The sequence below is a fragment of the Pseudomonas sp. JUb52 genome (assembly GCF_004341115.1).
GTDB classification, from domain to species: domain Bacteria; phylum Pseudomonadota; class Gammaproteobacteria; order Pseudomonadales; family Pseudomonadaceae; genus Chryseomonas; species Chryseomonas oryzihabitans.
On record NZ_SLYS01000004.1, the window covers coordinates 47173 to 70235 of the forward strand.

The 23063-nt window shown below is 66.8% G+C and carries 22 protein-coding genes; 6 read left to right on the forward strand and 16 right to left on the reverse strand.

Going from position 1 to position 23063, the window contains the following annotated elements; all coding sequences use genetic code 11:
• Positions 1–83 precede the first annotated feature (83 nt).
• From hflX to EC839_RS08135, 7 genes are all read right to left on the reverse strand, one after another.
• Positions 84–1388 (reverse strand): ribosome rescue GTPase HflX, encoded by a 1305-nt coding sequence (gene hflX, locus EC839_RS08105; protein ID WP_007161155.1) that lies wholly within the window; start codon positions 1386–1388, stop codon positions 84–86.
• A gap of 20 nt (positions 1389–1408) precedes the next feature.
• Positions 1409–1654, reverse strand: coding sequence for an RNA chaperone Hfq (hfq, locus tag EC839_RS08110; protein WP_007161156.1), 246 nt, complete (start codon positions 1652–1654; stop codon positions 1409–1411).
• Positions 1655–1741: 87 nt separating this feature from the next.
• Positions 1742–2722: a tRNA (adenosine(37)-N6)-dimethylallyltransferase MiaA gene (gene miaA, locus EC839_RS08115; RefSeq protein WP_007161157.1), complete on the reverse strand. Its 981-nt coding sequence runs from the start codon at positions 2720–2722 to the stop codon at positions 1742–1744.
• Between the two features lie 42 nt (positions 2723–2764).
• Positions 2765–4663, reverse strand: coding sequence for a DNA mismatch repair endonuclease MutL (gene mutL / locus EC839_RS08120; RefSeq protein WP_007161158.1), 1899 nt, complete (start codon positions 4661–4663; stop codon positions 2765–2767).
• Positions 4656–6086 carry an N-acetylmuramoyl-L-alanine amidase gene (locus EC839_RS08125; RefSeq protein ID WP_132832500.1) on the reverse strand — a complete coding sequence of 477 codons (1431 nt, stop codon included), beginning with the start codon at positions 6084–6086 and terminating at the stop codon, positions 4656–4658. Before EC839_RS08125 ends, mutL begins: the two co-directional genes overlap by 8 nt.
• Positions 6087–6124: 38 nt before the next feature.
• Complete coding sequence (gene tsaE / locus EC839_RS08130; RefSeq protein WP_007161160.1) at positions 6125–6586, reverse strand: tRNA (adenosine(37)-N6)-threonylcarbamoyltransferase complex ATPase subunit type 1 TsaE; 462 nt, start codon at positions 6584–6586, stop codon at positions 6125–6127.
• Positions 6574–8061: a bifunctional ADP-dependent NAD(P)H-hydrate dehydratase/NAD(P)H-hydrate epimerase gene (locus tag EC839_RS08135; protein ID WP_007161161.1), complete on the reverse strand. Its 1488-nt coding sequence runs from the start codon at positions 8059–8061 to the stop codon at positions 6574–6576. Before EC839_RS08135 ends, tsaE begins: the two co-directional genes overlap by 13 nt.
• Positions 8062–8122: 61 nt before the next feature.
• Here EC839_RS08135 and queG point away from each other — a divergent pair, with 61 nt between their 5' ends.
• Positions 8123–9187, forward strand: a complete 1065-nt coding sequence (queG, locus tag EC839_RS08140) for a tRNA epoxyqueuosine(34) reductase QueG (RefSeq protein WP_007161162.1) — start codon at positions 8123–8125, stop codon at positions 9185–9187.
• Positions 9188–9191: 4 nt separating this feature from the next.
• Here the strand turns inward: queG and EC839_RS08145 are convergent, their stop codons facing one another.
• The 6 genes from EC839_RS08145 to EC839_RS08170 form a co-directional block, all read right to left on the reverse strand.
• Positions 9192–9875, reverse strand: a complete 684-nt coding sequence (locus EC839_RS08145) for a DUF2931 family protein (protein ID WP_039975933.1) — start codon at positions 9873–9875, stop codon at positions 9192–9194.
• The gene (locus EC839_RS08150; RefSeq protein ID WP_132832501.1) at positions 9872–10717 is read right to left on the reverse strand and encodes a phospholipase effector Tle1 domain-containing protein; all 846 of its coding nucleotides are present in this window, start codon (positions 10715–10717) and stop codon (positions 9872–9874) included. The genes EC839_RS08145 and EC839_RS08150 overlap by 4 nt, the downstream gene beginning before the upstream one ends.
• Before the next feature lie 104 nt (positions 10718–10821).
• The gene (locus tag EC839_RS08155) at positions 10822–11742 is read right to left on the reverse strand and encodes a PAAR domain-containing protein (RefSeq protein ID WP_132832502.1); all 921 of its coding nucleotides are present in this window, start codon (positions 11740–11742) and stop codon (positions 10822–10824) included.
• Between the two features lie 96 nt (positions 11743–11838).
• Positions 11839–12453, reverse strand: coding sequence for a trimeric intracellular cation channel family protein (locus EC839_RS08160; protein ID WP_039975973.1), 615 nt, complete (start codon positions 12451–12453; stop codon positions 11839–11841).
• A 16-nt stretch (positions 12454–12469) separates the two neighbouring features.
• Positions 12470–13018 (reverse strand): oligoribonuclease, encoded by a 549-nt coding sequence (gene orn / locus EC839_RS08165; protein ID WP_007161168.1) that lies wholly within the window; start codon positions 13016–13018, stop codon positions 12470–12472.
• A 50-nt stretch (positions 13019–13068) separates the two neighbouring features.
• A complete protein-coding gene (locus EC839_RS08170) occupies positions 13069–13839 on the reverse strand; it encodes a class I SAM-dependent methyltransferase (RefSeq protein ID WP_007161169.1) in 771 nt (256 codons plus the stop codon).
• Positions 13840–13933: 94 nt separating this feature from the next.
• Here EC839_RS08170 and rsgA point away from each other — a divergent pair, with 94 nt between their 5' ends.
• Positions 13934–14956 (forward strand): small ribosomal subunit biogenesis GTPase RsgA, encoded by a 1023-nt coding sequence (gene rsgA, locus EC839_RS08175; protein WP_007161170.1) that lies wholly within the window; start codon positions 13934–13936, stop codon positions 14954–14956.
• A gap of 48 nt (positions 14957–15004) precedes the next feature.
• Here rsgA and EC839_RS08180 read toward each other — a convergent pair whose 3' ends face one another.
• The 3 genes from EC839_RS08180 to motA form a co-directional block, all read right to left on the reverse strand.
• Complete coding sequence (locus EC839_RS08180) at positions 15005–15604, reverse strand: nitroreductase family protein (protein ID WP_007161171.1); 600 nt, start codon at positions 15602–15604, stop codon at positions 15005–15007.
• A 163-nt stretch (positions 15605–15767) separates the two neighbouring features.
• Complete coding sequence (locus tag EC839_RS08185; protein WP_007161172.1) at positions 15768–16928, reverse strand: flagellar motor protein MotB; 1161 nt, start codon at positions 16926–16928, stop codon at positions 15768–15770.
• Entirely contained in the window at positions 16928–17779 is an 852-nt protein-coding gene (motA, locus tag EC839_RS08190) for a flagellar motor stator protein MotA (RefSeq protein ID WP_007161173.1), read from the reverse strand. Before motA ends, EC839_RS08185 begins: the two co-directional genes overlap by 1 nt.
• Positions 17780–17896: 117 nt before the next feature.
• Between motA and EC839_RS08195 the strand changes: the two genes are divergently transcribed.
• From EC839_RS08195 to EC839_RS08210, 4 genes are all read left to right on the forward strand, one after another.
• Positions 17897–19414, forward strand: a complete 1518-nt coding sequence (locus EC839_RS08195) for an HDOD domain-containing protein (protein WP_007161174.1) — start codon at positions 17897–17899, stop codon at positions 19412–19414.
• A 59-nt stretch (positions 19415–19473) separates the two neighbouring features.
• The gene (locus EC839_RS08200; RefSeq protein WP_007161175.1) at positions 19474–20283 is read left to right on the forward strand and encodes a rhodanese-like domain-containing protein; all 810 of its coding nucleotides are present in this window, start codon (positions 19474–19476) and stop codon (positions 20281–20283) included.
• A gap of 16 nt (positions 20284–20299) precedes the next feature.
• The gene (gene asd / locus EC839_RS08205; protein WP_007161176.1) at positions 20300–21208 is read left to right on the forward strand and encodes an archaetidylserine decarboxylase; all 909 of its coding nucleotides are present in this window, start codon (positions 20300–20302) and stop codon (positions 21206–21208) included.
• A gap of 67 nt (positions 21209–21275) precedes the next feature.
• Positions 21276–23036 (forward strand): molecular chaperone, encoded by a 1761-nt coding sequence (locus EC839_RS08210; protein ID WP_132832503.1) that lies wholly within the window; start codon positions 21276–21278, stop codon positions 23034–23036.
• The last annotated feature ends 27 nt before the right edge of the window (positions 23037–23063 follow it).

Sequence of the window (23063 nt, forward strand, 5' to 3'; positions counted from 1 at the left end):
GATAACGCGAAAACGCGCCGAAATGGCGCGCCGACCAATGCTACCGGATGGTCCCTGCCCGAACAAAAGCGCCGAGCGGGGGTTTATTGCAAAACATGTTGCTGGATAAAGACTTCCGGTTCTTCACCGGCCCGGCTGAGCAGTCGATTGAGTTCGGCGCGGGGTACTCGTACAGACAACAGGATGTTGCCTTCGTCATCATGATCGTCCTGGCGAACCACGCCCAGCTCGAACAGCTGGGCCCGCAGCCGAGCATGCCGCTGGGGCAGGCGCAGCACCCCGACGAAAAGATCTTCGCCGAGCAGTTCGGCCACGGCCTGACCGACCAGCTCCAGACCACGGCCTTCGCGCGCCGAGACCCAGACCCGGATCGGTCGTCCGGTTTCATCGTCGCGCTGGATATGCGGCTCGACCCCGTCGAGCAGATCGAGCTTGTTGTAGACCTCCAGCATCGGCAGCTCGTCGGCACCGATTTCGTGCAGCACCGCCTCGACCTGCTCGATCTGCAGCTGGCGATCGTCCTCGTGGGCATCGATCACGTGCAGCAGCAGGTCGGAGTTGCTGGATTCCTCCAGGGTCGCCCGGAAAGCCTCCACCAGCTTGTGCGGCAGATGGCGGATGAAACCCACGGTATCGGCCAGCACGATCGGCCCCAGGTCCGGCAATTCCAGACGGCGCAGGGTGGGATCGAGGGTGGCGAACAGCAGGTTGGCCGCGTAGACGCCGGATTCGGTGAGGCTATTGAACAGGGTGGACTTGCCGGCGTTGGTGTAGCCGACCAGGGACACCGAGGGAATCTCGGCGCGCCGCCGACCACGCCGGGCCTGCTCGCGCTGGCTGCGCACCTTGTCCAGGCGCTGGCGGATCTGGCGGATGCGGATCCGCAGGAGACGACGGTCGGTTTCCAGCTGGGTTTCACCCGGACCGCGCAGACCGATACCGCCCTTCTGGCGCTCGAGGTGGGTCCAGCCGCGCACCAGCCGGGTGCTCATGTGCTCGAGCTGGGCGAGTTCCACCTGCAGCTTGCCCTCGTGGGTACGGGCGCGCTGGGCGAAGATGTCGAGAATGAGGCCCGTGCGATCGAGGACGCGGCACTCGAAGGCTTTTTCGAGGTTGCGTTCCTGACTGGGCGTGAGGTCATGGTTGAAGATGACCAGATCGGCGGCATGGGCGTGCACCTGATCGTGCAGCTCTTCGACCTTGCCGGTACCGATGAGATAACGCGCCGTCGGCTGGCTGCGGTTCACCGTGACGAACGCCACGGTCTCCGCACCCGCCGATCGCGCGAGTTCGAGGAACTCCTGAGGATCTTCGCGCGCCTCGGGATGCAGGCCTTCCAAATGGACCAGAATGGCCCGCTCACCACCTTCGTGACGCTCGAAGAACAACAGGGCGCTCCTCTCGTTATTTATTCGCTATCCGACTCGCTCGTCTCGGAGCTGGGCAGACGGACCGGGCGGCTCGGCACCACGGTGGAGATTGCATGCTTGTAGACCATCTGGCTGACGGTGTTCTTGAGCAGAATCACGAACTGGTCGAAGGACTCGATCTGACCCTGCAGCTTGATACCGTTGACGAGATAGATGGAAACCGGAACGCGCTCTTTACGCAGGGTGTTCAGGTAAGGGTCTTGTAGCGAATGCCCTTTTGACATCGTGTCGCTCTCCTAAGGAAATGAAAATACCGATCTGGCGACATGCCAGTTTCCGCTGCCCACCATGGACACGCGGACAAAAACGATTCAGCTGCGGGGCGATATGGTGTCACCGGCCAGGCATTTCAAGATCCGCGGCAGATTGTCACAAGCCAGGCTGTCGAAGGTGTGTGCGGCGGGCCAGCCACGCAACCAGGTCAACTGCCGCTTCGCCAACTGCCGCGTCGCCGCAACGCCACGCGCCACCATCTCTTCCCGCGTGCAACCCCCTTCCAGGAACTCCCACACCTGACGATAGCCTACGGATCGCATTGACGGCAGACCAGGATGCAGATCGGGACGTTCCCGCAAGGCTGAGACTTCGTCGATGAAGCCCTGTTCCAGCATCAGGCTGAAGCGCTCGGCGATACGCGCATGGAGCACCTCACGCCGGCCGGGCGCCAGGATCAATTGGGCCACAGTATAGGGTAATTGCGTCTGGGGCGCCCCGTTCGAATCGGCATTGGCGCGCAATTGCAGCGCGCGGTGCTCGGTCATCGACTGGCCGCTGACGCGATACACCTCGAGCGCACGCAGGAGGCGCTGGGGGTCGTTGGGATGGATGCGCGCGGCCGATACCGGATCGACCTCGGCGAGTTGCCGGTGGATCTCGCCCCAGCCGGCCGTGGCCGCCAGCGCCTCGATCTCGGCCCGCACCTCGGCATCGGCACCGGGCATGTCGGCCAGGCCTTCGAGCAGGGCCTTGAAGTAGAGCATGGTGCCACCCACCAGCAGCGGGATGCGTCCGGCCGCGGTGATCTCGGCCATGGCCGCCAGGGCATCGGCGCGAAATTCGGCGGCGGAATAGCTCTCCGCGGGGTCGCGGATGTCCACCAGCCGGTGCGGATGGGCGGCCAGCAGCTCGGCGCTGGGCTTGGCGGTGCCTATGTCCATGCCCCGATAGATGAGCGCCGAATCCACGCTGATCAGCTCGATGGGCAGCAGCCGCGCCAGCTCGATGGCGAGATCGGTCTTGCCGGAGGCGGTCGGCCCCATGAGAAAGATGGCGGGCGGCAGAGGGGCGGTCATTGCGGATTCTCGAAGGGGCGCCGCGCGGGGCGCGGCGGGCGGTCAGCGGCCGCGCAGGAAGAGTTTGTCCAGGTCGTCCAGGCTGAGCTGGGCCCAGGTGGGACGACCGTGGTTGCACTGGCCGCTGCGCTCGGTGGTTTCCATGTCGCGCAGCAGGGCATTCATTTCCGGCAGGGTCAGCCGCCGGTTGGCCCGTACCGAGCCGTGGCAGGCCATGGTGCCGAGCAATTCGTTGAGGTGCGCCTGGATGCGATCGCTGGTGCCATAGTCCAGCAAGTCGGCGAGCACGTCCTGCACCAGCCGCGCCGCCTGGGCCTGCTTGAGCAGGGCGGGGATCTGGCGGATGGCGAGGGTCTCGGGACCCAGGCGCTGCAGTTCGAAGCCGAGGCGCTCGAACCACTGGCCATGCTCTTCGGCGCAGTCGGCCTCGCGCTCGCTGACGGCCAGGGACTCCGGCACCAAGAGCGGCTGGCCGCGCAGGCCTTCGCTGGCCATGGCCACCTTGAGGCGTTCGTAGGTGATGCGCTCGTGGGCGGCGTGCATGTCCACCAGGATCAGGCCCTGGGCGTTCTCGGCCAGGATGTAGATGCCCTTGAGCTGCGCCAGGGCATAGCCCAGCGGCGGCACGTCGCCCTGCTCCGCGGGCAGGGCCGCGGCCTCGGCACCCTCCGGCAGCGGCGCGAAGAAGGCCTTGTAGGCGCTCTGCACCTCGGCCATCGGCGCGCCGGCATAGGGCTGCGGGGCAGGACTGTAGTGCGCGGCACCACCCGAACCGCCGCCACCGGCGAAGGGCTGGGCTGGCGGCGCAGGGCTGTCGTGCAACACGGCGGCGGCCAGGCGCATCTCGCCCTGGGGGCCGAATTCACCGGCGGCCGGACCGCTCAGCGGCGTCGGTGCGGTGGGCGCCACCACGGCGAGCTGGTCATCCGGGCGGATGTCGCCCAGCGCCCGGTGCAGGGTGCCGTAAAGGAAGTCGTGCACCTGGCGGCTGTCGCGGAAGCGCACCTCGTGCTTGGTGGGGTGGACGTTGACGTCCACCGCCGCCGGATCCACTTCCAGGAACAGCACGAAGGCCGGGTGGCGACCGTTGTAGAGGACGTCGCGATAGGCCTGGCGTACGGCATGGGCGACCAGCTTGTCGCGCACCATGCGGCCGTTGACGTAGAAGTACTGCAGATCCGCCTGGCTGCGGGAAAAGGTCGGCAGGCCGACCCAGCCCCAGAGGCGCAGGCCGTTGCGCTCGTGTTCCAGCGGCAGGGCCTGCTCGAGAAAGGCCGGACTGCAGACCGCACCGACCCGCCGCCCCTGGCTCTGGGGATCGCCCGCCGGATGCAGGGCCAGCACGCTCTTGCCGTTGTGTCTCAGATGAAAACCCACGTCGAAGCGCGCCAGTGCCAGGCGCCGCACCACTTCCTGCAGGTGATCGAATTCGGTCTTTTCGGCGCGCAGGAACTTGCGTCGCGCCGGGGTATTGAAGAACAGGTCGCGCACCTCCACCGAGGTGCCCTGGGGATGGGCGGCGGGCTGCACCCGCGGCTGCATCTCGCGGCCCTCGGTCTCCACCTGCCAGGCCTGGTCCTCGCCGCGAAAGCGCGAGGTCAGGGTGAGGCGCGACACCGAACTGACCGACGCCAGGGCCTCACCGCGAAAGCCCAGGCTGGTGACGCTTTCCAGTTCGTCCAGGTGGTAGATCTTGCTGGTGGCGTGGCGCGCCAGGGCCAGATGCAGGTCGTCCGGCGGGATGCCATGGCCGTCGTCACGGATGCGCAGCAGCTTGACCCCGCCCTGCTCCACCTCGATATCGATGCGCCGGGCCCCGGCGTCCAGGCTGTTCTCCAGCAGTTCCTTGGCCACCGAGGCGGGTCGTTCGACCACCTCGCCGGCGGCGATCTGGTTGGACAGCCGCGGGCTGAGCAGTTGGATGCGCCGGGGGTCAGTCATTGCTGGCCGCCAGTTCGTGGGTGGGGATGGTGAGGACCTGGCCGGAGCGGATGCGATTGCCGCGCAGCCCATTGGCCGCCCGCAGGGTGGAGAGATCGACGTCATAGCGACGGGCGATGAGGCTCAGGCTTTCGCCGGGCTGCACCCGGTGCTGATCGAAGCCGCGCACGCTGCCGACCTTGTCGCCCCGCTGTTCACGCTGCCAGGCCAGGTAGGTGCTGGGCGGCGGACGGTGCTGGAAGTACTGCACGATACCGGCCTGGATCTGCCGGGCGAGCAGCCCCTGGTGCGCCGGACTGGCCAGCTTGGCCGATTCGTTGGCATTGGTGATGAAGCCGGTTTCCACCAGGATCGAGGGAATGTCCGGCGACTTCAGCACCATGAAGCCGGCCTGCTCCACCCGCGTGTGCAAGAGCTTGGTGGCGCGCCCGACCTGGCTGAGGATGGTCTGACCGACCTCCAGGCTGGAGGCCACGGTGGCAGTCATGGACAGGTCCATGAGCACCCCGGCGAGCATGGGATCCTTGTTGTCCAGCGCATCGGACACCCCGCCGACCTGGTCGGAGCGGTTTTCCGCATCGGCCAGCCAGCGCGCCGCCTCGGAGGTGGCGCCGCGCTGGGACAGGGCGAAGACAGTGACGCCCTCGGCGCTGGCACTGGGCGCCGAGTCGGCGTGAATCGAAATGAACAGGTCGGCGCCCTTCTTGCGGGCGATGATCTGCCGCTGGCGCAACGGGATGAAGTAGTCGCTGGTGCGGGTCAGCTCGGCGCGAAAGCCCTTCTGCCGATTGAGATTGGCCTGCAGCTGCTTGGCGATGGCCAGCACCACGTTCTTCTCGTACAGCCGGCCGCGACCGATGGCACCCGGGTCTTCGCCGCCGTGGCCGGGGTCGACCACCACCACCACGTCGCGCTTGCCGCTGGGGCTGGACGGCAGACGGGTCGCCGGCTGCGCCGGGGTCACCGGAGTGGCCGGCAGATTGGGCGTGACGGTGGCGGGAATGTCGCTGGTGGCGGGATCGGTCCCCTGGTCGTAGAGGTCGACCACCAGGCGATTGCCGTATTCCTTGTTGGGTGCCAGGGTAAAGCTCTTTGGCGTCAGGGCACCCTTGGTGTCCAGCACCAGGCGCACCTCGCCCGGCGAACGCTGGGCCGCGCGCAGCCCGGTGATGGGAGTGTTGCGCAGCGGCTTTTCGTTCAGCCCACCGTCGAGCTGCGCGCCGGACAGGTCGATGACGATGCGATCCGGGGCACTGAGGGTGAAGACGCTGGCCTTGACCGGGCCGGTCAGATCGAATACCAGACGGGTGTTGTCGGGCGCACGCCAGACGCGCATGCCCTTGATCTGGGTGGCGGCCAGCAGCTGACTGCTGAGAATCAACAACAACAGGCCGAGTCCCGACCTGAAAAAACGCTTGCGCATGCCTGCGACCGTATAGCTGGAGAACGAGGGATCGGCGCCTAGGGCGCGAGGGCGGCGCACCAGGCCTCGCCGTGAGCGCCATGACTAGTCAGGCGCAGATCACGGCCGTCGGCGCGTGGCGTAATGGTAATGTCCAGGTCCGGCTTTGGCAAAAAGCCCTGACCGCGCTCGGGCCATTCCACCAGGCACAAGGCCTCGGGTGTGAAGTAGTCGCGAATCCCCATGAATTCCAGTTCTTCCGGATCGGCCAGGCGATAGAGATCGAAGTGATAGACCGCGCCACTGGCCAGTTCGTAGGGCTCGACGAGGGTGAAGGTGGGACTCTTCACCGCCCCGGTGTGGCCGAGGCCACGCAGGATGCCGCGCGACAGGGTGGTCTTGCCGGCGCCCAGATCGCCGTGCAGATAGAGGACGCCACGACCGCCGCTGGCCTGAGCCAGGCGGGCACCCAGGGCGTACATGGCGTCTTCGTCGGCGGCGTGCAGGGTCAATTCAGGCATGGCTGGAGTTCCTCGAGCAACTGGCGGGCGACCGGGGGCAGATCGCTGGCGGCGAGACCGCGGCCCTGGCGACCCAGCTCGGCGCCGGCACGGCCGTGCAGCCAGGCGCCCAGGCAGGCGGCCTCGAAGGGCGCCAGCCCCTGCCCCAGCAGGGCGGCGATGATACCGGTGAGGATGTCCCCCAGGCCACCGGTAGCCATCGCCGGATGACCCTCGCCGCACAGCGCCATGCGACCGTCCGGGTGGGCGATCAGGGTACCGAAACCCTTGAGCAGCGCCACGCCGCCATAGCGCCGTGCCAGTTCGCGAGCGCTGCCGGGACGATCGGCCTCGATGTCCTTGATCGAGACCTCCAGCAGCCGCGCCGCCTCGCCCGGATGGGGCGTCATCACCCAGGGCCCGCGCGGCGCCGGGACCACTCCGGCGGCCAGCAGATTGAGGGCATCGGCGTCCCAGACCTGGACCGCGTCCAGCGTCGCGGCGGCACTGGCCAGGGCCTTGCCCCAGGCGCCCTGCCCCAGGCCCGGCCCGACCGCGAGCACATCGGCCTTCTTGGCCAGTTCCAGCACGGCGAAACTGGAATGCACCCCGGCGACCATGACCTCCGGCCGCCGCGCCAGCACCGCGGTGACATTGGAGGGCCGGGTCGCCAGGCTGAGCATGCCGGCGCCGCAGCGCAGCGCCGCCTCGCTGGTCATGATGGCTGCGCCACCGGTGCCTTCGTCGCCGCCGATCACCAGCAGATGGCCGTACTGCCCCTTGTGCGCATTGAGCGGGCGCCTGGCCAGCCGCGGCAGGTTGCCGGGCGCCAGGCGCTGGGCGGTGGCATGGGCGGGATTCTGCGGTTCTTCCATCAGCGGCTCGAACACCAGACTGCCGACATGATCAGGCCCCTTGCCGGTGAACAGGCCGAGCTTGAGGCCGATGAAGGTGATGGTCAGATCGGCGCGCACCAGAGGGCCCGCCGCGGCGCCGGTGTCGGCATCCAGTCCGGAAGGGAGGTCGATGGCCACCACCGGCAATTCGCTGGCATTGATCCGTTCGATGGCCGCGGCATAGGGCTCGCGCGCCGCGCCCTTTAGGCCGGTCCCCAGCAGGGCGTCTACCACCAGCCCCTCCAGCGGGGCGTCCGCGCGCCAGCGCTGGATGTCCACGCCGGCGGCCAGGGCCTCGGCATGGGCCAGGGCGGCATCGCCATGGAGTCCGCTCGGATCGGCAAGGTGCCAGACCCGTGCCTGCCAGCCGGCCTTGCGCGCCAGCGCCGCGACCAGATAGCCGTCGCCGGCATTGTTGCCACCGCCGGCCAGCACGCAGAGGGCACCGGCATGGGGCCAGCCGTGGCGCAACGAGCGCCAGGCCGCGGCCGCCGCGCGTCTCATCAACTCGAGGCCGGGCAGACCGCCGGCGATCAGTTGGGCGTCGAGATCCCGCACCTGCTGGGCGCTGTAGAGCTGGAACGGCAGTTCGTCGTGCATGCTGGGAAAGCCTCCGGAGTCTGGCAAAATAGGCGGCCCTCCTGCCTATGCGTTCCCGTCGATGTCCGCTGTCGCTCTCGATCTCGCCGCCCTGGCCGACCTCATCAAGACCTGGGGTCGGGAATTGGGCTTTCAGCAGACCGGCATCGCCGGGCTGGATCTGGCACGTCACGAGGAACATCTGGAGCGCTGGCTGGCCGCCGGTTTCCACGGCGAGATGGACTATATGGCCGCGCACGGCAGCAAACGTTCGCGACCGGCCGAACTGGTCCCGGGAACCCTGAGGGTGATTTCCCTGCGCATGGATTACCTGCCCGGCGACACCCGCATGAGCGAACGCCTGGCCGACGGCGCGGCGGCCTATGTTTCGCGCTACGCCCTGGGCCGCGACTATCACAAACTGATCCGCAAGCGCCTGCAGCACCTGGCTGAACGCATCCAGGGCGAGATCGGCCCCTTCGGCTATCGCGCCTTCGTCGACAGCGCGCCGGTGCTGGAAAAGGCCATCGCCGAACAGGCCGGTCTGGGCTGGATCGGCAAGAACACCCTGGTGCTCAATCGCAAGGCCGGCAGCTGGTTCTTTCTCGGCGAACTCTTCGTCGACGTGCCCCTGCCGGTGGACGAACCCACCCCGCGCGACCACTGCGGCACCTGCCGCGCCTGCCTGGACATCTGCCCGACCCGGGCCTTCGTCGGCCCCTATCAGCTCGACGCCCGGCGCTGCATTTCCTACCTGACCATCGAGTTCAAGGGCAGCATTCCGCCGGAGCTGCGCCCCTTGATCGGCAACCGGGTCTTCGGCTGCGACGACTGCCAGCTGGTCTGCCCCTGGAACCGCTTCGCCAAGCCCACCGCCGAAGGCGATTTCCAGCCACGCCACAGCCTGGACAGCGCCAGCCTGGCCGAACTCTTTCGCTGGACCGAAGCCGAATTCCTCAGCCGCACCGAAGGCTCGCCGCTACGCCGCGCCGGTTACGAGCGCTGGCTGCGCAACCTGGCCGTGGGCCTGGGCAACGCCCCGACCAGCATCCCGGTGGTGGAAGCCCTGAAGCTGCAGCGCGAACACCCCTCCCCCCTGGTGCGCGAGCACGTGGAATGGGCGCTGCAGCGACACGCGGCCAGCTAGGCGCTCAGGGCCCTACCGTGGTGTAGGGGATCGGCGCCCACCAACGGCCGTAGGGGATGCCGTACTTGTCGACATAGCGCTTGACCACCGGCGACAGCGGCCGGTACTTGCCGTTGGATTTGCCGCCATAGGGCCCTTTGGGCTCGATCTCGACCTGGAGGGTCAGGACCTCAACGGGGTCGAGGCAGGGACCCATGATCCAGACCTTGACCACCCCGCCGGGCGCCAGGCCGATGGTGAGGGCTTCGCGATAGTCGAAGTGGTAGCCACTCGGACACTGACCCGGGATACGCTCGACCATCTTTTCCCTGGCCCAATCGGGGATGGTGAACAGCGCATGATAGGTCTGGAGTTCGACCATCGATTGCCAGCGTAGGGAGACGACGTAGGGCAGATCCAGGCCGGTCAGAGTACGGCCTTTGCCTGAGCCGATTCTTTCAGGCCAACCCTCTGCGCGAATCGCCAGATTTCCAGGTTTGCCATAAGACACTACTCCCCCCATAGCATTAGGAAAGATGCGCCCGCTGTTATCACCAATATTGCCTTGCTCCAACCAAACTTCCATGTAGTTAGGCGCTATAAAGCCCAAGTACCAGGCTTCATAAGGCATCTTTGGTTTGCTCAACGCGCTAGATTGGCAGCCTGCAATACACAATACCGTGATGAGAAGCAGCCAAAAGCGACTCATATCGGATACTCCGCCTGCAGTCGATTGGGATAGACGTTGCGCCGACCATCGGCGGTAGGGGCATCGACGAAGATCGTATCCACATTGCCCAGGCCACTGCCCATGCGCGCATTCCAGTGAGCCGACCTGTGTACATAGCGACTGAGCAGCAGACGATTTTCGGCCTGACTCAGTGGCTTAGGCACATGCGGACTACCTGCCTGAAGCTTATTGGCTATCGGAGCCAGTTCGGCTGGCAAACGCCACTCCGGATCCTCGTCATCGAGGGGCGTTAAAGGGACACCTTGAGCACTGGCCAGACGGTGCATCATCCGCAGGTAAACCAGGGATAGTTCTCCACGAACCTTTCGCTCCAGTCGTATCGCAGCGAAGACTTCGACTTCCGGCAGGTCGCCCCGGATGCGGGGCAACTCGAGGCGCCAGGTATCGATACAGAGACGAGTGCTTGATGAATCGTACCAGAACGCCCCTTGCAGGCGCCGCAACTCCAGTTCGGCCTGGCGATAGCTCCAGGCCTGGTGGCTATCCGTGCCCCGCGGCTCACGGGAAGCCCTCGGCCGGGTTAACAGCAGTCGCTCCTGCGTCTCATCCGGATAGCCGCCGCCAATATCAGCGTGGGCGCCGGGCAGAAAGATCTCCTCATGCTCGGGTGCCACGCTGGTCAGGGCGAAATTGCGGCGGTACTCGTGCTGCGCTGCCAATTGCACAACCTTGAGCGCGCAACCAGCCGGCAGATAGAGATTGAGCCCCGGATTGATCGTATTGGCTGGACTGAAGTCGCCCCGCAAAGGATCAGCAACCGCTGCCACGGTATCGAACACGCCAATGAAATTGATTTTCACCCTGGCGGCTCCAGGAAAGACACGGCAACAGTCCTGCCGCGGCAACACCACCATCGATCTTTAATACTTCATTGGCGAAATGCCGCGCTGCTGCCGCCCCTCGGCTAAAGCCAAAAAAGATCGAATTCAACAGCCTCGACAGATACGTTGGGATTACTGAGTCGAAACTGTATGTATTGTTTGGCAAAGGCGGATGGGAAACTATGAACGCAGCCCAACACGCCGCTTTTTCCCACGCCCGTCCCCATGGAAAACAAATTGTCTGGCTGGCCAGCTTGGGTCCCAATACCTTCGATATAGACAGAGATACTGGATCGGACTTCGCTTTTATCGAGCTTTCGATCCACATCGCTCTCATACAGCCGATACAACCGCGCGATATTCGTCTCCGCCCCGGCATAGCTGCCATCGGCATTCAGCATGAACTTCTCGCAATGCCTTGCGATGCTGCGCGCCTGGTCCTGACGAAACCCCTGCTCTTCCGCCCGGCAGGCGGCGCCGGTGGCGGCGTTGAAGAGGTTGTTGCCGGTACCGTCGAAGAAGACGCCGATGCGCAGGGTGATGCGCTGCTCTAGCGGGCGCTCCGCCTGTTCGGCGACTTCATCCCTGGCGACGGGCGCGCTGTCCGGGCGCTTGGCCGGTCCCTCGCTGCCGTATCGCTCCCGGTCGCGCAGCGCCAAAGGCTTGCCCTGCCCCGGTACCAGGCCGGTAGTGCCTGCATGGCTTGCACAGGCGCCCTTGGCCGCGCCGCCTGCGTCCAGGCCGATGATGACGGTGCCGGAACCACCGATCACCACGCCGCCATGGCTGGTGAGGCTGCCGAGCACCGCCGCAGGCCGGCCGTTGATCAGGACGTTGGGGATGACCGCGGCGCTCAGGGCCGCGCCACAGCCGCAGGCATGGCCGAGGGTCGCGGCGGGCAGGCCATCGAAGGTGACATCGGCGGAGCCCTGGACCAGGGCAGTGGAACCACATTTGGGGCAGGCGACGGCGTCGCCCAGGCGAGCAGCGGGCTTTCCAGACATGACCGATCTCCCTATCGGTAACTGAGCCTGAAAAATGCCGCACAAAAGGCTCTAGGACAATCCTTTCAGCGCGATATCGCGCAAATCGTCACGACCTTAGCCGTGGGGATCGTCCGGATAGGTGAAGGTCGGCATCTGCCAGTTGAATCTCAGCGCCAGCAGGCGCAGCAGCAGCCCCGCGGCCAGGGTGATGAGCAGTGCCTGCTCTTCGCCGAGCCACGGGCGGCAGAGCAGGTAGCAGCCGGCGGAGAGTACCGCCACGCTGGCATAGAGCTCGCGCCTGAGGATCAGGGGTACGTCGTTGCAGAGGATGTCGCGCAGGATGCCGCCGCAGGTGCCGGTCAGGGTACCGCTGACGATGACGATGGCCGGACTCAGGCCCATTTCCAGGGCCACCTGGCAGCCGATCACGGTAAAGGCCACCAGGCCGAGGGCGTCGAGCACCAGGAACAACCGGCGCAGATAGCGCATGACCCGCGCGATGGCCACGGTGGCGAGGCCCGCGCCGACGGTGAGCGCGAGGTACTCCGGGTGCTTTACCCAACCCAGCGGATAGTGCCCCAGCAGCACATCACGCACCGAGCCGCCGCCGAGGGCGGTGACGCTGGCGATCAGCGCCACGCCGAACAGGTCCATGCCGCGGCGCCCCGCGGACAGGGCGCCGGTCATGGCTTCGGCGGTGATGGCGACCATGTAGAGGATGGACAGCAGCACGGACGGGTGGCCGTCAGACCTTGATGAAGTGCTCGCGGTAGTGACGCAGCTCGGCGATGGAATCGCGGATGTCGTCCAGCGCCAGGTGGCTGCCGCTCTTCTTCACGCCGTCACGCACATGGGGTGCCCAGCGCGCGGCCAGTTCCTTGAGGGTGGAGACGTCCAGGTTGCGGTAGTGGAAGTAGGCTTCCAGCTCCGGCATGCGGCGATAGAGAAAGCGCCGATCCTGGCAGATGCTGTTGCCGCAGATCGGCGACTTGCCCTTGGGCACCCATTGACGCAGGAAGTCCAGGGTCAGGGCCTCGGCCTGGGCGGTGTCGATAGTGCTTTCGCGCACCCGCTGGGTCAGGCCCGAGCCGCCGTGCTGACGAGTATTCCACTCGTCCATGCCGGCCAGGATCTCGTCCGACTGGTGGATGGCCAGTACCGGGCCCTCGGCCAGCACATTGAGATCGCTGTCGGTGACGATGGTGGCCATCTCGATGATCACGTCCCGATCCGGATCCAGGCCGGTCATTTCCAGGTCGATCCAGATCAGGTGCTGCGGATTGGGGGCGGTCATGGTGAACTCCTTGATGATGGCACCAGTGTAGCAGCGCGCCTGCCGCGCACCTAACGGTGCCAGAGCAGCAGCCGGCTGCCGCGCAGGTCCCCTACCTCCAGCACCCGATCTGCGGGCTGGTCGGGAATCTCGAAGGTGTTGCTGATCAGCCAGCTGCCGGCGCGCTGCTCCGTGCGGGCCTTGTCGCCCAGGCGTGGCATGGGCGCCGGCGAGAGAAAGCAGTAGACGACATCGAACTCGCCCAGCTCCACCCGCCAGAGATCGCGATAGTGCACCTGGCAGTTGCGCCGCGGCAGGCAGCGCAGCCAGGCCAGGGCGAAGCTCAGCGGCGCGGTCTCCACGCCGACGAAGGTGGCCTGCGGAAAGCGCCGGGACAGATCGACCAGGGTATCGCCCAGGCCGCAGCCCAGGTCGACGAAGCTAAAGGTCGGCTCGCGCTCGGCGAGCAGTTCGGCCAGTCGCTCACGGGTCTGACGGCCGGTGAGATAGAGCGGTACCCGCTCGCGCAGGCTGTTCCAGTTCAGCAGCAGGAGCAGCAGGAAGCCGAGCGCGGCGATGCCCGCCGAGAGCCCGCGACCGCTGACCAGATAGAGCGCCGGGGCGAACAGCAGATTGATGAAGACCCACCAGCGGGCGAGTCCCAGCAACTCGCCCAGCAGGGCCGCCAGTACCGCCTGCAGGCAGACCAGCGCCAGCAGCGAGGGGCGCTGGCCGGCGAAGCTGGCCCACAGGCGGATGCCGACGACGGCGACCACCAGGGCGGCCAGTTGCACCAGCACGGCCAGCAACAGCGGATAGCGCGAGGCGAGATGGGCCAGCATGGGGGCTCCGGAGCGACGAGGTACGCCAAGTTTAGGTAATCCGCGAGGGGCGGCCAATGCTAGACTCAGCGGTCCTGAAACCCGCGGACATCCCATGGCCAAACGCCACCTGACCCGTCGCCAGAGCTGGCGGATCGAGAAAATCCAGACCGAACGCGCCGCCCGCGCGGAAAAGCGCGAATCCAAGCTGATCGACGAGCTCGAAGGCGGCGACCTGGGCCCGGAGCAACAAGGCCTGGTGATCGCCCACTTCGGCGTTCAAGTGGAGGTCGAGGATGACGACGGCCAGCTGCAGCGCTGTCACCTGCGTGCCAACCTGCCGACCCTGGTCACCGGCGACCGGGTGGTGTTTCGCGCCAGCCTCCAGGGCAATGGCGTCATCGTCGCCCAGCTGCCGCGGCGTTCGGAAATCTGCCGGCCGGACATGCGCGGCCTGCTCAAGCCGGTGGCGGCCAACGTCGATCGCCTGGTGATCGTCTTCGCCCCGCTGCCCACGCCCCACGCCAACCTCATCGACCGCTACCTGGTGGCCGCCGAGCACGCCGGCATCCAGCCGCTGCTGCTGCTCAACAAGGCCGACCTGATCGACGAGCACAACGGCCCGGCGCTGGACGACCTGCTGGGCATCTACCGCGAACTGGACTATCCGCTGCTGGAGGTCTCGGCCCACAACGGGCTGAGCATGGACCAGCTCAAGAGTGCCCTGGACGAGCACGTCAGTGTCTTCGTCGGTCAGTCCGGGGTGGGCAAGTCGTCGCTGGTGAATGCCCTGCTGCCGGGCGTCGATACCCGCGTCGGCCCGCTGTCCGAGCTGACCAACAAGGGCACCCACACCACCACCACCGCCCGGCTCTTCCACTTTCCCGACGGCGGCGACCTGATCGACTCGCCCGGCATCCGCGAATTCGGCCTCAGCCACGTCAGCCGTGACGATGTCGAAGCCGGCTTCAAGGAATTCGGCGACTACCTCGGCCACTGCCGCTTCCGCGACTGCAAGCACGAGCGCGAGCCCGGTTGCGCCCTGCTCGCCGCCCTGGAGCGCGGTGACATCCATCCGCAGCGGATGGCCAGTTACCGGCATATCCTGGCCAGTCTCGAGGGCGAGTCGCGCTACTAAGCAAAACGCCGGGCAAGCCCGGCGTTTTGCTATATCAGGCGAGGACCATCAGCCAAAGACGCGGAAGCGCTCGGCGTCGTCCATGAAGCCCTTCTCGGGGAAGTCACCTTCGTTGGAACCGAAGGGCATCTGGGCGCGCAGGTGCCAGGTCTCCGGCAGCTTCCACTCGGCGGCGGCCAGGGCGTCGGGCAGCGGATTGTAGTGCTGCAGGCTGGCGCCGATACCGGCATTGGCCAGGGCCGTCCACACCGAGAACTGGGCGATACCGCTAGCCTGCTCTGACCAGATGGGGAAGTTGTCGGCGTAGGCCGGATACTTGTCCTGCAGGCCGGCAACCACATGCCGATCCTCGTAGAACAGCACGGTGCCGGCGCCGGCCGCGAAGCTGTTGATCTTGCCTTCGGTGGCGGCGAAGGCGTCGGCCGGCACGATCTGCCGCAGCGCCTGCATGACGAAACCCCAGAATTTGTCGCTCTCGGCGCCGAACAGGATCACCGCGCGCGAACTCTGCGAATTGAAGGCGGAGGGCGACAGCTTGACTGCCTCCTGGATCAGCGCGGTGACCTGGTCCTGGGCCAGCGGCAGATTCTTGCCCAGCGCATACTGGCTGCGGCGGCGCTTGATGGTGTCGATAAAGGCGTTGCTCATCGGAAGGCTCCTGCAAGGGAATCGGAGATCGGGAGACCGCGCGCGAGGGCGCAAGGTGCCCGATCCGTCATGAAACCCCTGCAGCTTAACCAGCCGTCTTCACGCCAACGGACGAAAAAACCGAACGCTAGCAGCGAATTTTCCTATTGATTGCGGCGCTCGCTCAGGGCTTGCCCTGGATGACGCCGGCATCGAAGGCATTGACCTGCTGCTTGAAGGCCGCGTTGTTGATGGGTTGCGCCAGGTTGCCGGTGGCGCTGACGCCACCGCTGGAGACCCCGCTCCGGCTCGCCGCCGGGGCGGCGCCGGCCGCGGGCTTGGGTGCCTGGTTGCCGCCGGCGCGTCCCTCGATGGCCTGCTGGGCCTTCTTGGTCAGCACGATGATGTCGATTCGGCGGTTGACCGGATTGAGCGGATGCTCGCGATCGAAGGGGGCCGAGGAGGCATAGCCGACGATCCGCGCCACCTGCTCTTCCGGATAGCCACCGGCGATCAGCGCCCGGCGGGCGGCGTTGGCACGACCAGCGGACAGCTCCCAGTTGCTGAAGTCACCCTTGCCGTTGTAACGCGCCGCGTCGGTATGGCCGCTGATGCTGATCTTGTTCGGCACCTGGCGAATGGTGTCGGCCATGGCCAGTAGGATGTCCTCGAAATAGGACTTCAGCCGCGGACTGCCGGAGTCGAACATCGGCCGATTCTCGGCATCGACGATCTGGATGCGCAGGCCGTCCTGGGTGATCTCCAGCAGGATCTGGTCCTTGAACTTCTGCAGCTCCGGATTCTGCTCGATCTTGTTCTGCAGCTCCTGCAACAACAGCTCCAGGCGCTCCTTGTCGACCTGCTCGGCGATCTTTTCCGCCTGGCTCGGATCCATCTTCGCCTGGCTGGCATCCTTCTGCTGCTGAGCGGCGTCGTTGGGCTGGCGCTTGTCGGACGGATCGGGCGCCTGGGTGGGGTCGGGGGTGACGCGGTTGGAATCGTTGGGGTCGGCGCGCTCCTGCATGTCCGGATTGACCTTGTTCTGGGTCGAATCCGGTTGCGCCTGGATCTCGGGATTCAGGGTGCGGTCGGGCGCCGGCGTCGGCGTGCCGCCCAGGTCGATGACATAGGGGCTGGCGCTTTCGGTGAAGCCGATCGGATCCTGGAAGTAGCCGGCGATGGCCTTCTTCTGTTCCGGGGTGGCCGAGGACATCAGCCAGAGCACCAGGAAGAACGCCATCATGGCGGTGGCGAAGTCGGCGAAGGCGATCTTCCAGGCGCCGCCGTGGTGGCCGGCGGCGCTCTTCTTGACGCGCTTGACGATGATCGGCTGGTTGTTGTCCATCAGCTGCCCCGCATCGCCTGCTCGAGTTCACTGAAGGACGGCCGGTGCGCCGGGAACAGCACCTTGCGGCCGAATTCCACGGCGACGGTGGGCGGCATGCCGCTGGCAGCGGCGACCAGGCAGGCCTTGATGGCCTCCAGCACATTGAGTTCTTCCTTGGCGTCGTGCTCCAGGCAGGTCGCCAGCGGACCGAAGAAGCCGTAGGCCGCGAGAATACCGAGGAAGGTCCCCACCAGGGCCGCACCCACGTGGCCACCGATGGCCGCCTGGTCGCCCTCGCCGAGCATGCCCATGGTGATCACGATGCCCAGTACCGCGGCGACGATGCCGAAGCCGGGCAGGCCGTCAGCGACCCGCGATACCGCGTGGGACGGATGCTCCAGCTCTTCCTTGATGCCGGCCAGTTCCATGTCGAACAGGCCTTCCAGCTCGTGGGGCGCCATGTTGCCGGAGGACATCAGCCGCAGGTAGTCGGCGACGTAGGCGGTCATCCGCTCATCCTTGAGGATGTTCGGGTACTTGCTGAAGATCGGACTGGCCTTGGGATCCTCGACATCCGCCTCGATGGACATCATGCCCTCGCGCCGGCTCTTGTTGAGGATCTCGTAGAGCAGCTTCAGCACGTCCAGGTAGAAGGCGTGGGTGAAGCGATTGCCAAACATCTTCAGCGACTTCTTGAACACCTGCATGAAGGTGCTGCCCGGGTTGGCCTGCAGGAAGGCCCCCAGGGCGGCACCGCCGATGATCAGGACCTCGAGCGGCTGGATGATCGCAGCGATCTTGCCATGCGCGAGGATGTAGCCGCCGAGGACAGACGCGAATATCACGATGATGCCGATGATTTTTGCCATGGTTGGGAATACTGTGTGCTAAGGAAAATTGAGCCGGGGAATCACCCTCACGCCCCCTTTATCGGACCCGGCGCCCCGGACTGAAGGCCTTTCATCAAATTTCAAGGCGACCGTCGTATGTCCAGCCGCCCGAACACCGTCGAAGACTGGGTCAAACACCTGGAAGGCGTGCGCCTGCCGGTGGCCACCGCCACCGCGGAGCGTCTGCGCCGCGCCCTGGCCGATGGCCGTCTGGCGTTGCATGAGATCGCCGAACGGCTCTGCGAGTCACCACCCCTGGCGCTGGCCCTTCTGCGCGAGGCCAATCGCGGCCATGCCAGCCTCGGCGATCCGGCCGCCAGTCTGGAAGCCGTGCTCGGCCGCGTCGGGCTCGGCCCGGCGGAATACCTGATCGCCCGCCAGCCGACCCTGCCCGAGGAACGCCTGCCGCGTCCGCTGCGGCAGCTGTGCCTGGTCAGCCAGCACGCCATGACCCTGGGGCTGGGCCTGTTCGGCGTGCCCCTGGCGCGACTGTGGCCGGACATCCGCCTGGCCGCCCTACTCTTTCTGGCGCCGCTCTGGCCGCTGGCGACCCGCTACCCGGAACTCTTCGAGGAATGGGAACGCCGGGTGCTGGGCGAAGGCGAACCGGCGATAAAGGTCGAGCGCGAGCTGCTCGGCGTGCCGGCGATCCGTCTGTGCCAGGCGCTGGCCCGCCACTGGCAGCTGCCCGAGTGGATCGTCGAAGGCTATCGGCTGCTGGACCAGGATCGCCGGCAACTGGTCAGGGCGCTGCACATCGCCCATGGCGACGATCCCCTCGAACAGCAGCAGCGCCTCGACGACGACCCCACTCTGCGGCGCTGGCTGACCCACCCCGGCAACACCATCCTCCTGGCCAATGGCCTGGCGCTGGCCAGCCACCATGCCTGGGACGGTCCCCACACCCTGCGCTGGCAACGCTTCAGCGCCCTCTACCTGCAACTGCCGCTGGCGCGGGTACAGAGTCGCAGCCACGAACTGGCGGTGCAGGACGCCCAGCGCCATGCCCGGCCCGGCCTCTGGCACCCGGCCGAAGGCCTGGTCTGGCCGCCGGGCGAACGGCGCCTCAAGCCGGTGCCCCGGGTGCAGGTCGCCAGCGAGGGGCAGGCGCAGCGCTGGCGCGGCCTCTGCGAGCAGTTGCTGCACACGCCCAGCGCCTTCGCCACCCTGCCCCAGCTGTTCGATTGCGCCCGCCAGGCGCTGGTGGCCTGCGGCCTGCCGCGGCTGCTGCTGCTGACCCCGGATCGCAACGGCCAGAAGGGCAATGTCCAGCTGCACCATGGCCTGGACGACGCCCCCGGCCTGCAACTGGACATCGCCAGCCATCCGCTGCTGGCCAAGCTGTTCGGCAGCCCCGGCCAGTTGCGCATCGATGACGGCAACCGAGCACGTTTCGCGCCGCACCTGCCCGCTGATCTGCGCCGGCTGTTCAGCAACGAACGGCTCTGGCTGCGCAGTCTGGGCTTTGGCGAGCGGGTGGTGCTGCTGGCGATCCTGGACAGCGAACTGCAGCCGGCGGATCCCCGTCGGACCGCGGCGCTGGACAAGACCTTCACCTGCATCGAGCGCGCCATCGGCACCTTTGCCAATCGTCCGCGGGTACGACCGACCTGACGCTGGCCGGTCAACCTCGGTACACTTCACCTTTGCTACGGACCGACGGGAAATCCGCGATGCCCTTTTCCGCCCTGCCCCTGGTGATCGAACCAGCCGATCTCGCGGCGCGCCTGGATGCGCCCGAACTCATCCTGGTGGATCTCTGCAGCGCCGCCCACTATGCCGAGGGCCATCTGCCCGGCGCGCGCCATGTCGCGCCCGCCCGCACCCAGCTGGGCAGCAAGCCGGCGCCCGGCCTGCTGCCGGCCCAGGCGGACCTGGAGCAGCTGTTCGGCGAACTGGGCCAGCGCGACGAAGCCGTCTACGTGGTCTATGACGACGAAGGCGGCGGTTGGGCCGGACGCTTCATCTGGCTGCTCGATGTCATCGGGCACGGCCACTATCACTACCTCAACGGCGGCCGCCAGGGCTGGATCGCCGCCGGCCTGCCGCTGAGCAACTCGGTGCCCGCGCCGGCCGGGGCGCCGGTCGCCCTGACCCTGCACGAGGAGCCCACCGCCAGCCGCGCCTATCTGCAGAGCCGGCTGGGCGCCGAGGACCTGGCCATCTGGGACGCCCGCGGCGCCGACGAATACCGGGGCGAAAAGGTGCTGACCGCCCGTGGTGGCCATATTCCCGGGGCGATCAACTTCGAGTGGACCGCCGGCATGGATCGCGAGCGCCAGCTGCGCATCCGCGAGGACCTGGGCGCCGAACTCGAACGCCTGGGCATCACCCGCGACAAGGAAATCATCACCCACTGCCAGACCCATCACCGATCCGGCTTCACCTACCTCGCGGCCAAGGCCCTGGGCTATCCGCGGGTCAAAGCCTATGCCGGCTCCTGGGGCGAATGGGGCAACCGCCCCGACACCCCCATCGAATGACTGCCAAGGACCTCCCATGAAACTGCAAGACCGACTGTTCATCCTCGCCCAGCACCTGCTGCCGCACCATCTGCTGTCGCGGGTGATCGGCGGCTTCGCCGAGTGCCGTGCGCCCTGGTTCAAGAATCTGCTGACCCGCTGGTTCGTCCGTCACTATGACGTCGACATGCGCCAGGCCCAGGTGGAAGACCCCACCGCCTACGAGAACTTCAACGCCTTCTTCACCCGCGCCCTGAAGCCCGGCGCTCGCCCGCTGCCGGCTGAAGCCGGCGTGGTGGTGAGCCCGAGCGACGGCGCCATCAGCCAGCTCGGTCGCATCGAGCACGGCCGCATCTTCCAGGCCAAGGGCCACAGCTACAGCCTGCTGGAGCTGCTCGGCGGCGACGGCCTGCGCGCCGCGCCCTTCATGGGCGGCCATTTCGCCACCATCTACCTGTCGCCCAAGGACTACCACCGGGTGCACATGCCGCTCACCGGTACCTTGAAGGAGATGGTCTATGTGCCCGGCCGCATCTTTTCGGTCAACCAGCTCACCGCCGAGAACGTGCCCGAACTGTTCGCCCGCAACGAGCGGGTGGTCTGCATCTTCGATACCGCTGTGGGCCCCATGGCGGTCATCCTGGTCGGCGCCATGATCGTCGCCAGCATCGAGACGGTCTGGGCCGGCCTGGTCACGCCGCCCAAGCGCGAACTCAAGAGCTTTGCCTACGACGAGGCCGCCCGCGCGCCCGTCACCCTGCGCACCGGCGACGAGCTGGGGCGCTTCAAGCTGGGCTCCACCGCCATCGTGCTGTTCGGCCCGGACGCGGTGAACTGGTCCGCTGAACTCGGCGCGCTGTCCACCGTCAACATGGGGCAACTGCTGGGGGTTCCGACCACGTCGGCCCCCTTGACCCCCGTTTCCGAGCCAGGGCCTCTCGCATAGATGCGCGGTTCATTGCCCATCGAACCAGGAGTGTGCGCGGCGAATGGATAGCAAAAGGCCACAGCTCATGTTGCGGGTACCGACGCCCGATCAGCGCAGCCTGACGTTTTGTGACGCCACCCCGGCCGGCCTCAAGCGCTGGCTGGAGCAATTGCCACGGGCCAAGCTGGGCGAATTCGCCCGGCTGCTCTATCAGGGCCTGCTGGAACTCAACCGGCTGATCCTGACGCCGGAAGCGCGCCTGCGCCTGCTCGAAGCCCTGCGCTCGGACGTGCAGCGGGTCTGCCAGCAGCTCGAACGTCATGTGCTCAACCAGGCCATCGTGCTCGACGAGCGCTCGCGCAAGGTGGCCAATCTCTGCCAGGCCCTGCAGAACCTGCTGGCCGCCGGCTACAAGCTGATCGTGGTCGAGGAAAGCGAGCGCGGCGAACGCAGCACCCTGCTCGCCACCGCCATCCAGCGCGCCCTGCGCGCCCTGCTCGGACCGCTGATCCGCGCCGCCCAGCTCTATACCCCGGTGCACGACAACCTCTGGCTGGAGCTGCACCAGCTCTATCGGCTGGCGGTGACCACCGGCCTGCACAACCAGAAGATCCGTGACGAACTGCTGCCCGGCGATGGCAGCCAGACCATCACCCAGGCCTATGGCGCCGCCCTGCTGTTTGGCGCCGCGCGCTGCAACCAGCTGCGCCAGAGCCATATCGCCCAGCTGACCCTGCACCTGGACGACTGGGCCAGCCTGATCCGCCTGCAAGGGCCCGAGCAGAACGGCACCCTGATGGTGGTGGCGCCGCAGATCGACGCCCCGCCGCGCTATCGCTCGCTGCTGCGCGAAGCCAATCTCAACGGCCTGCTCGGGCTTGCGCCGCAACAACTGGTGCAGGCCATCGAGGACTATCTGGCGCTGGCGCCGGAGCAGCGGCCGCGGGCGCGCCTGCCGGTGCACGGCGATCTGTCCCTGGATCTGCTGCAGCACCTGGTCGGCGCTTGGGGCCAGGAGGCGGATCGCGCCTTCCAGCGCATGCCCGGCCAGGGCCAGGTGCAGGTCTGCATCGGCATGAGCGCCCTGCACTACCAGCTCGCGGGGGGGCAGGTGTTCGCCGACACCCTGCGCCTGTCGGCGCAGGTCGTGCCGGACGCCTTTGCGCCCAAGCCCAAGGAAGACGTCTGGTCGCTGGCCTTCGATGCCGATACCCGGGCACCTGATGCCCTGGATTGGAGCGCCGAGTCCCTGGAAGAAATCCATTACGACGTCCTGCCCGGCGACGGCGAGGCGGCCACTCCGGCCTTTCCGATCCATGCGGTACAGGTGGTCAACCACAGCCCGGGCGGCTATTGCCTGAGCTGGAGCGGTGAGGTCCCCGAGCAGCTGCAGGCCGGCGAATTGCTCGGCGTGCGCCTGCCCGATGATCACAGCTGGGGGCCGGCGGTGGTGCGCTGGGTACGTCAGGTGCCCGGCAGCGGAACCCAGATGGGTGTCGAACTGCTGGCCCCCACCGCACGGCCCTGCGGGCTGCAGCTGCTACGCAAGGCCGAGCAGAACAGTCAGTACCTGCGAGCCCTGCTGCTGCCGGAGATCAAGGCCATCGACCAGGCGCCGACCCTGATCGCGCCGCGCCTGCCCTTCCAGGAGGGCAGCAAGGTGCAGATCAATCGGCAGGGCAACGAGCAGCGCGGCATGCTCGACCGGCGCCGCAGCATGACGGTCAGCTTCAGCGTCTTCGAATATCACCTGCTGGAACAGAGCGGCGCTCAGCCCAGCGGCGGCCCTGCCGGCGGTGGCGCGCGGCAGGAAGAAGACTTTGACTCGCTGTGGAAGTCTCTGTAGCTTCGATAAATCATCGTTATCGCCAGG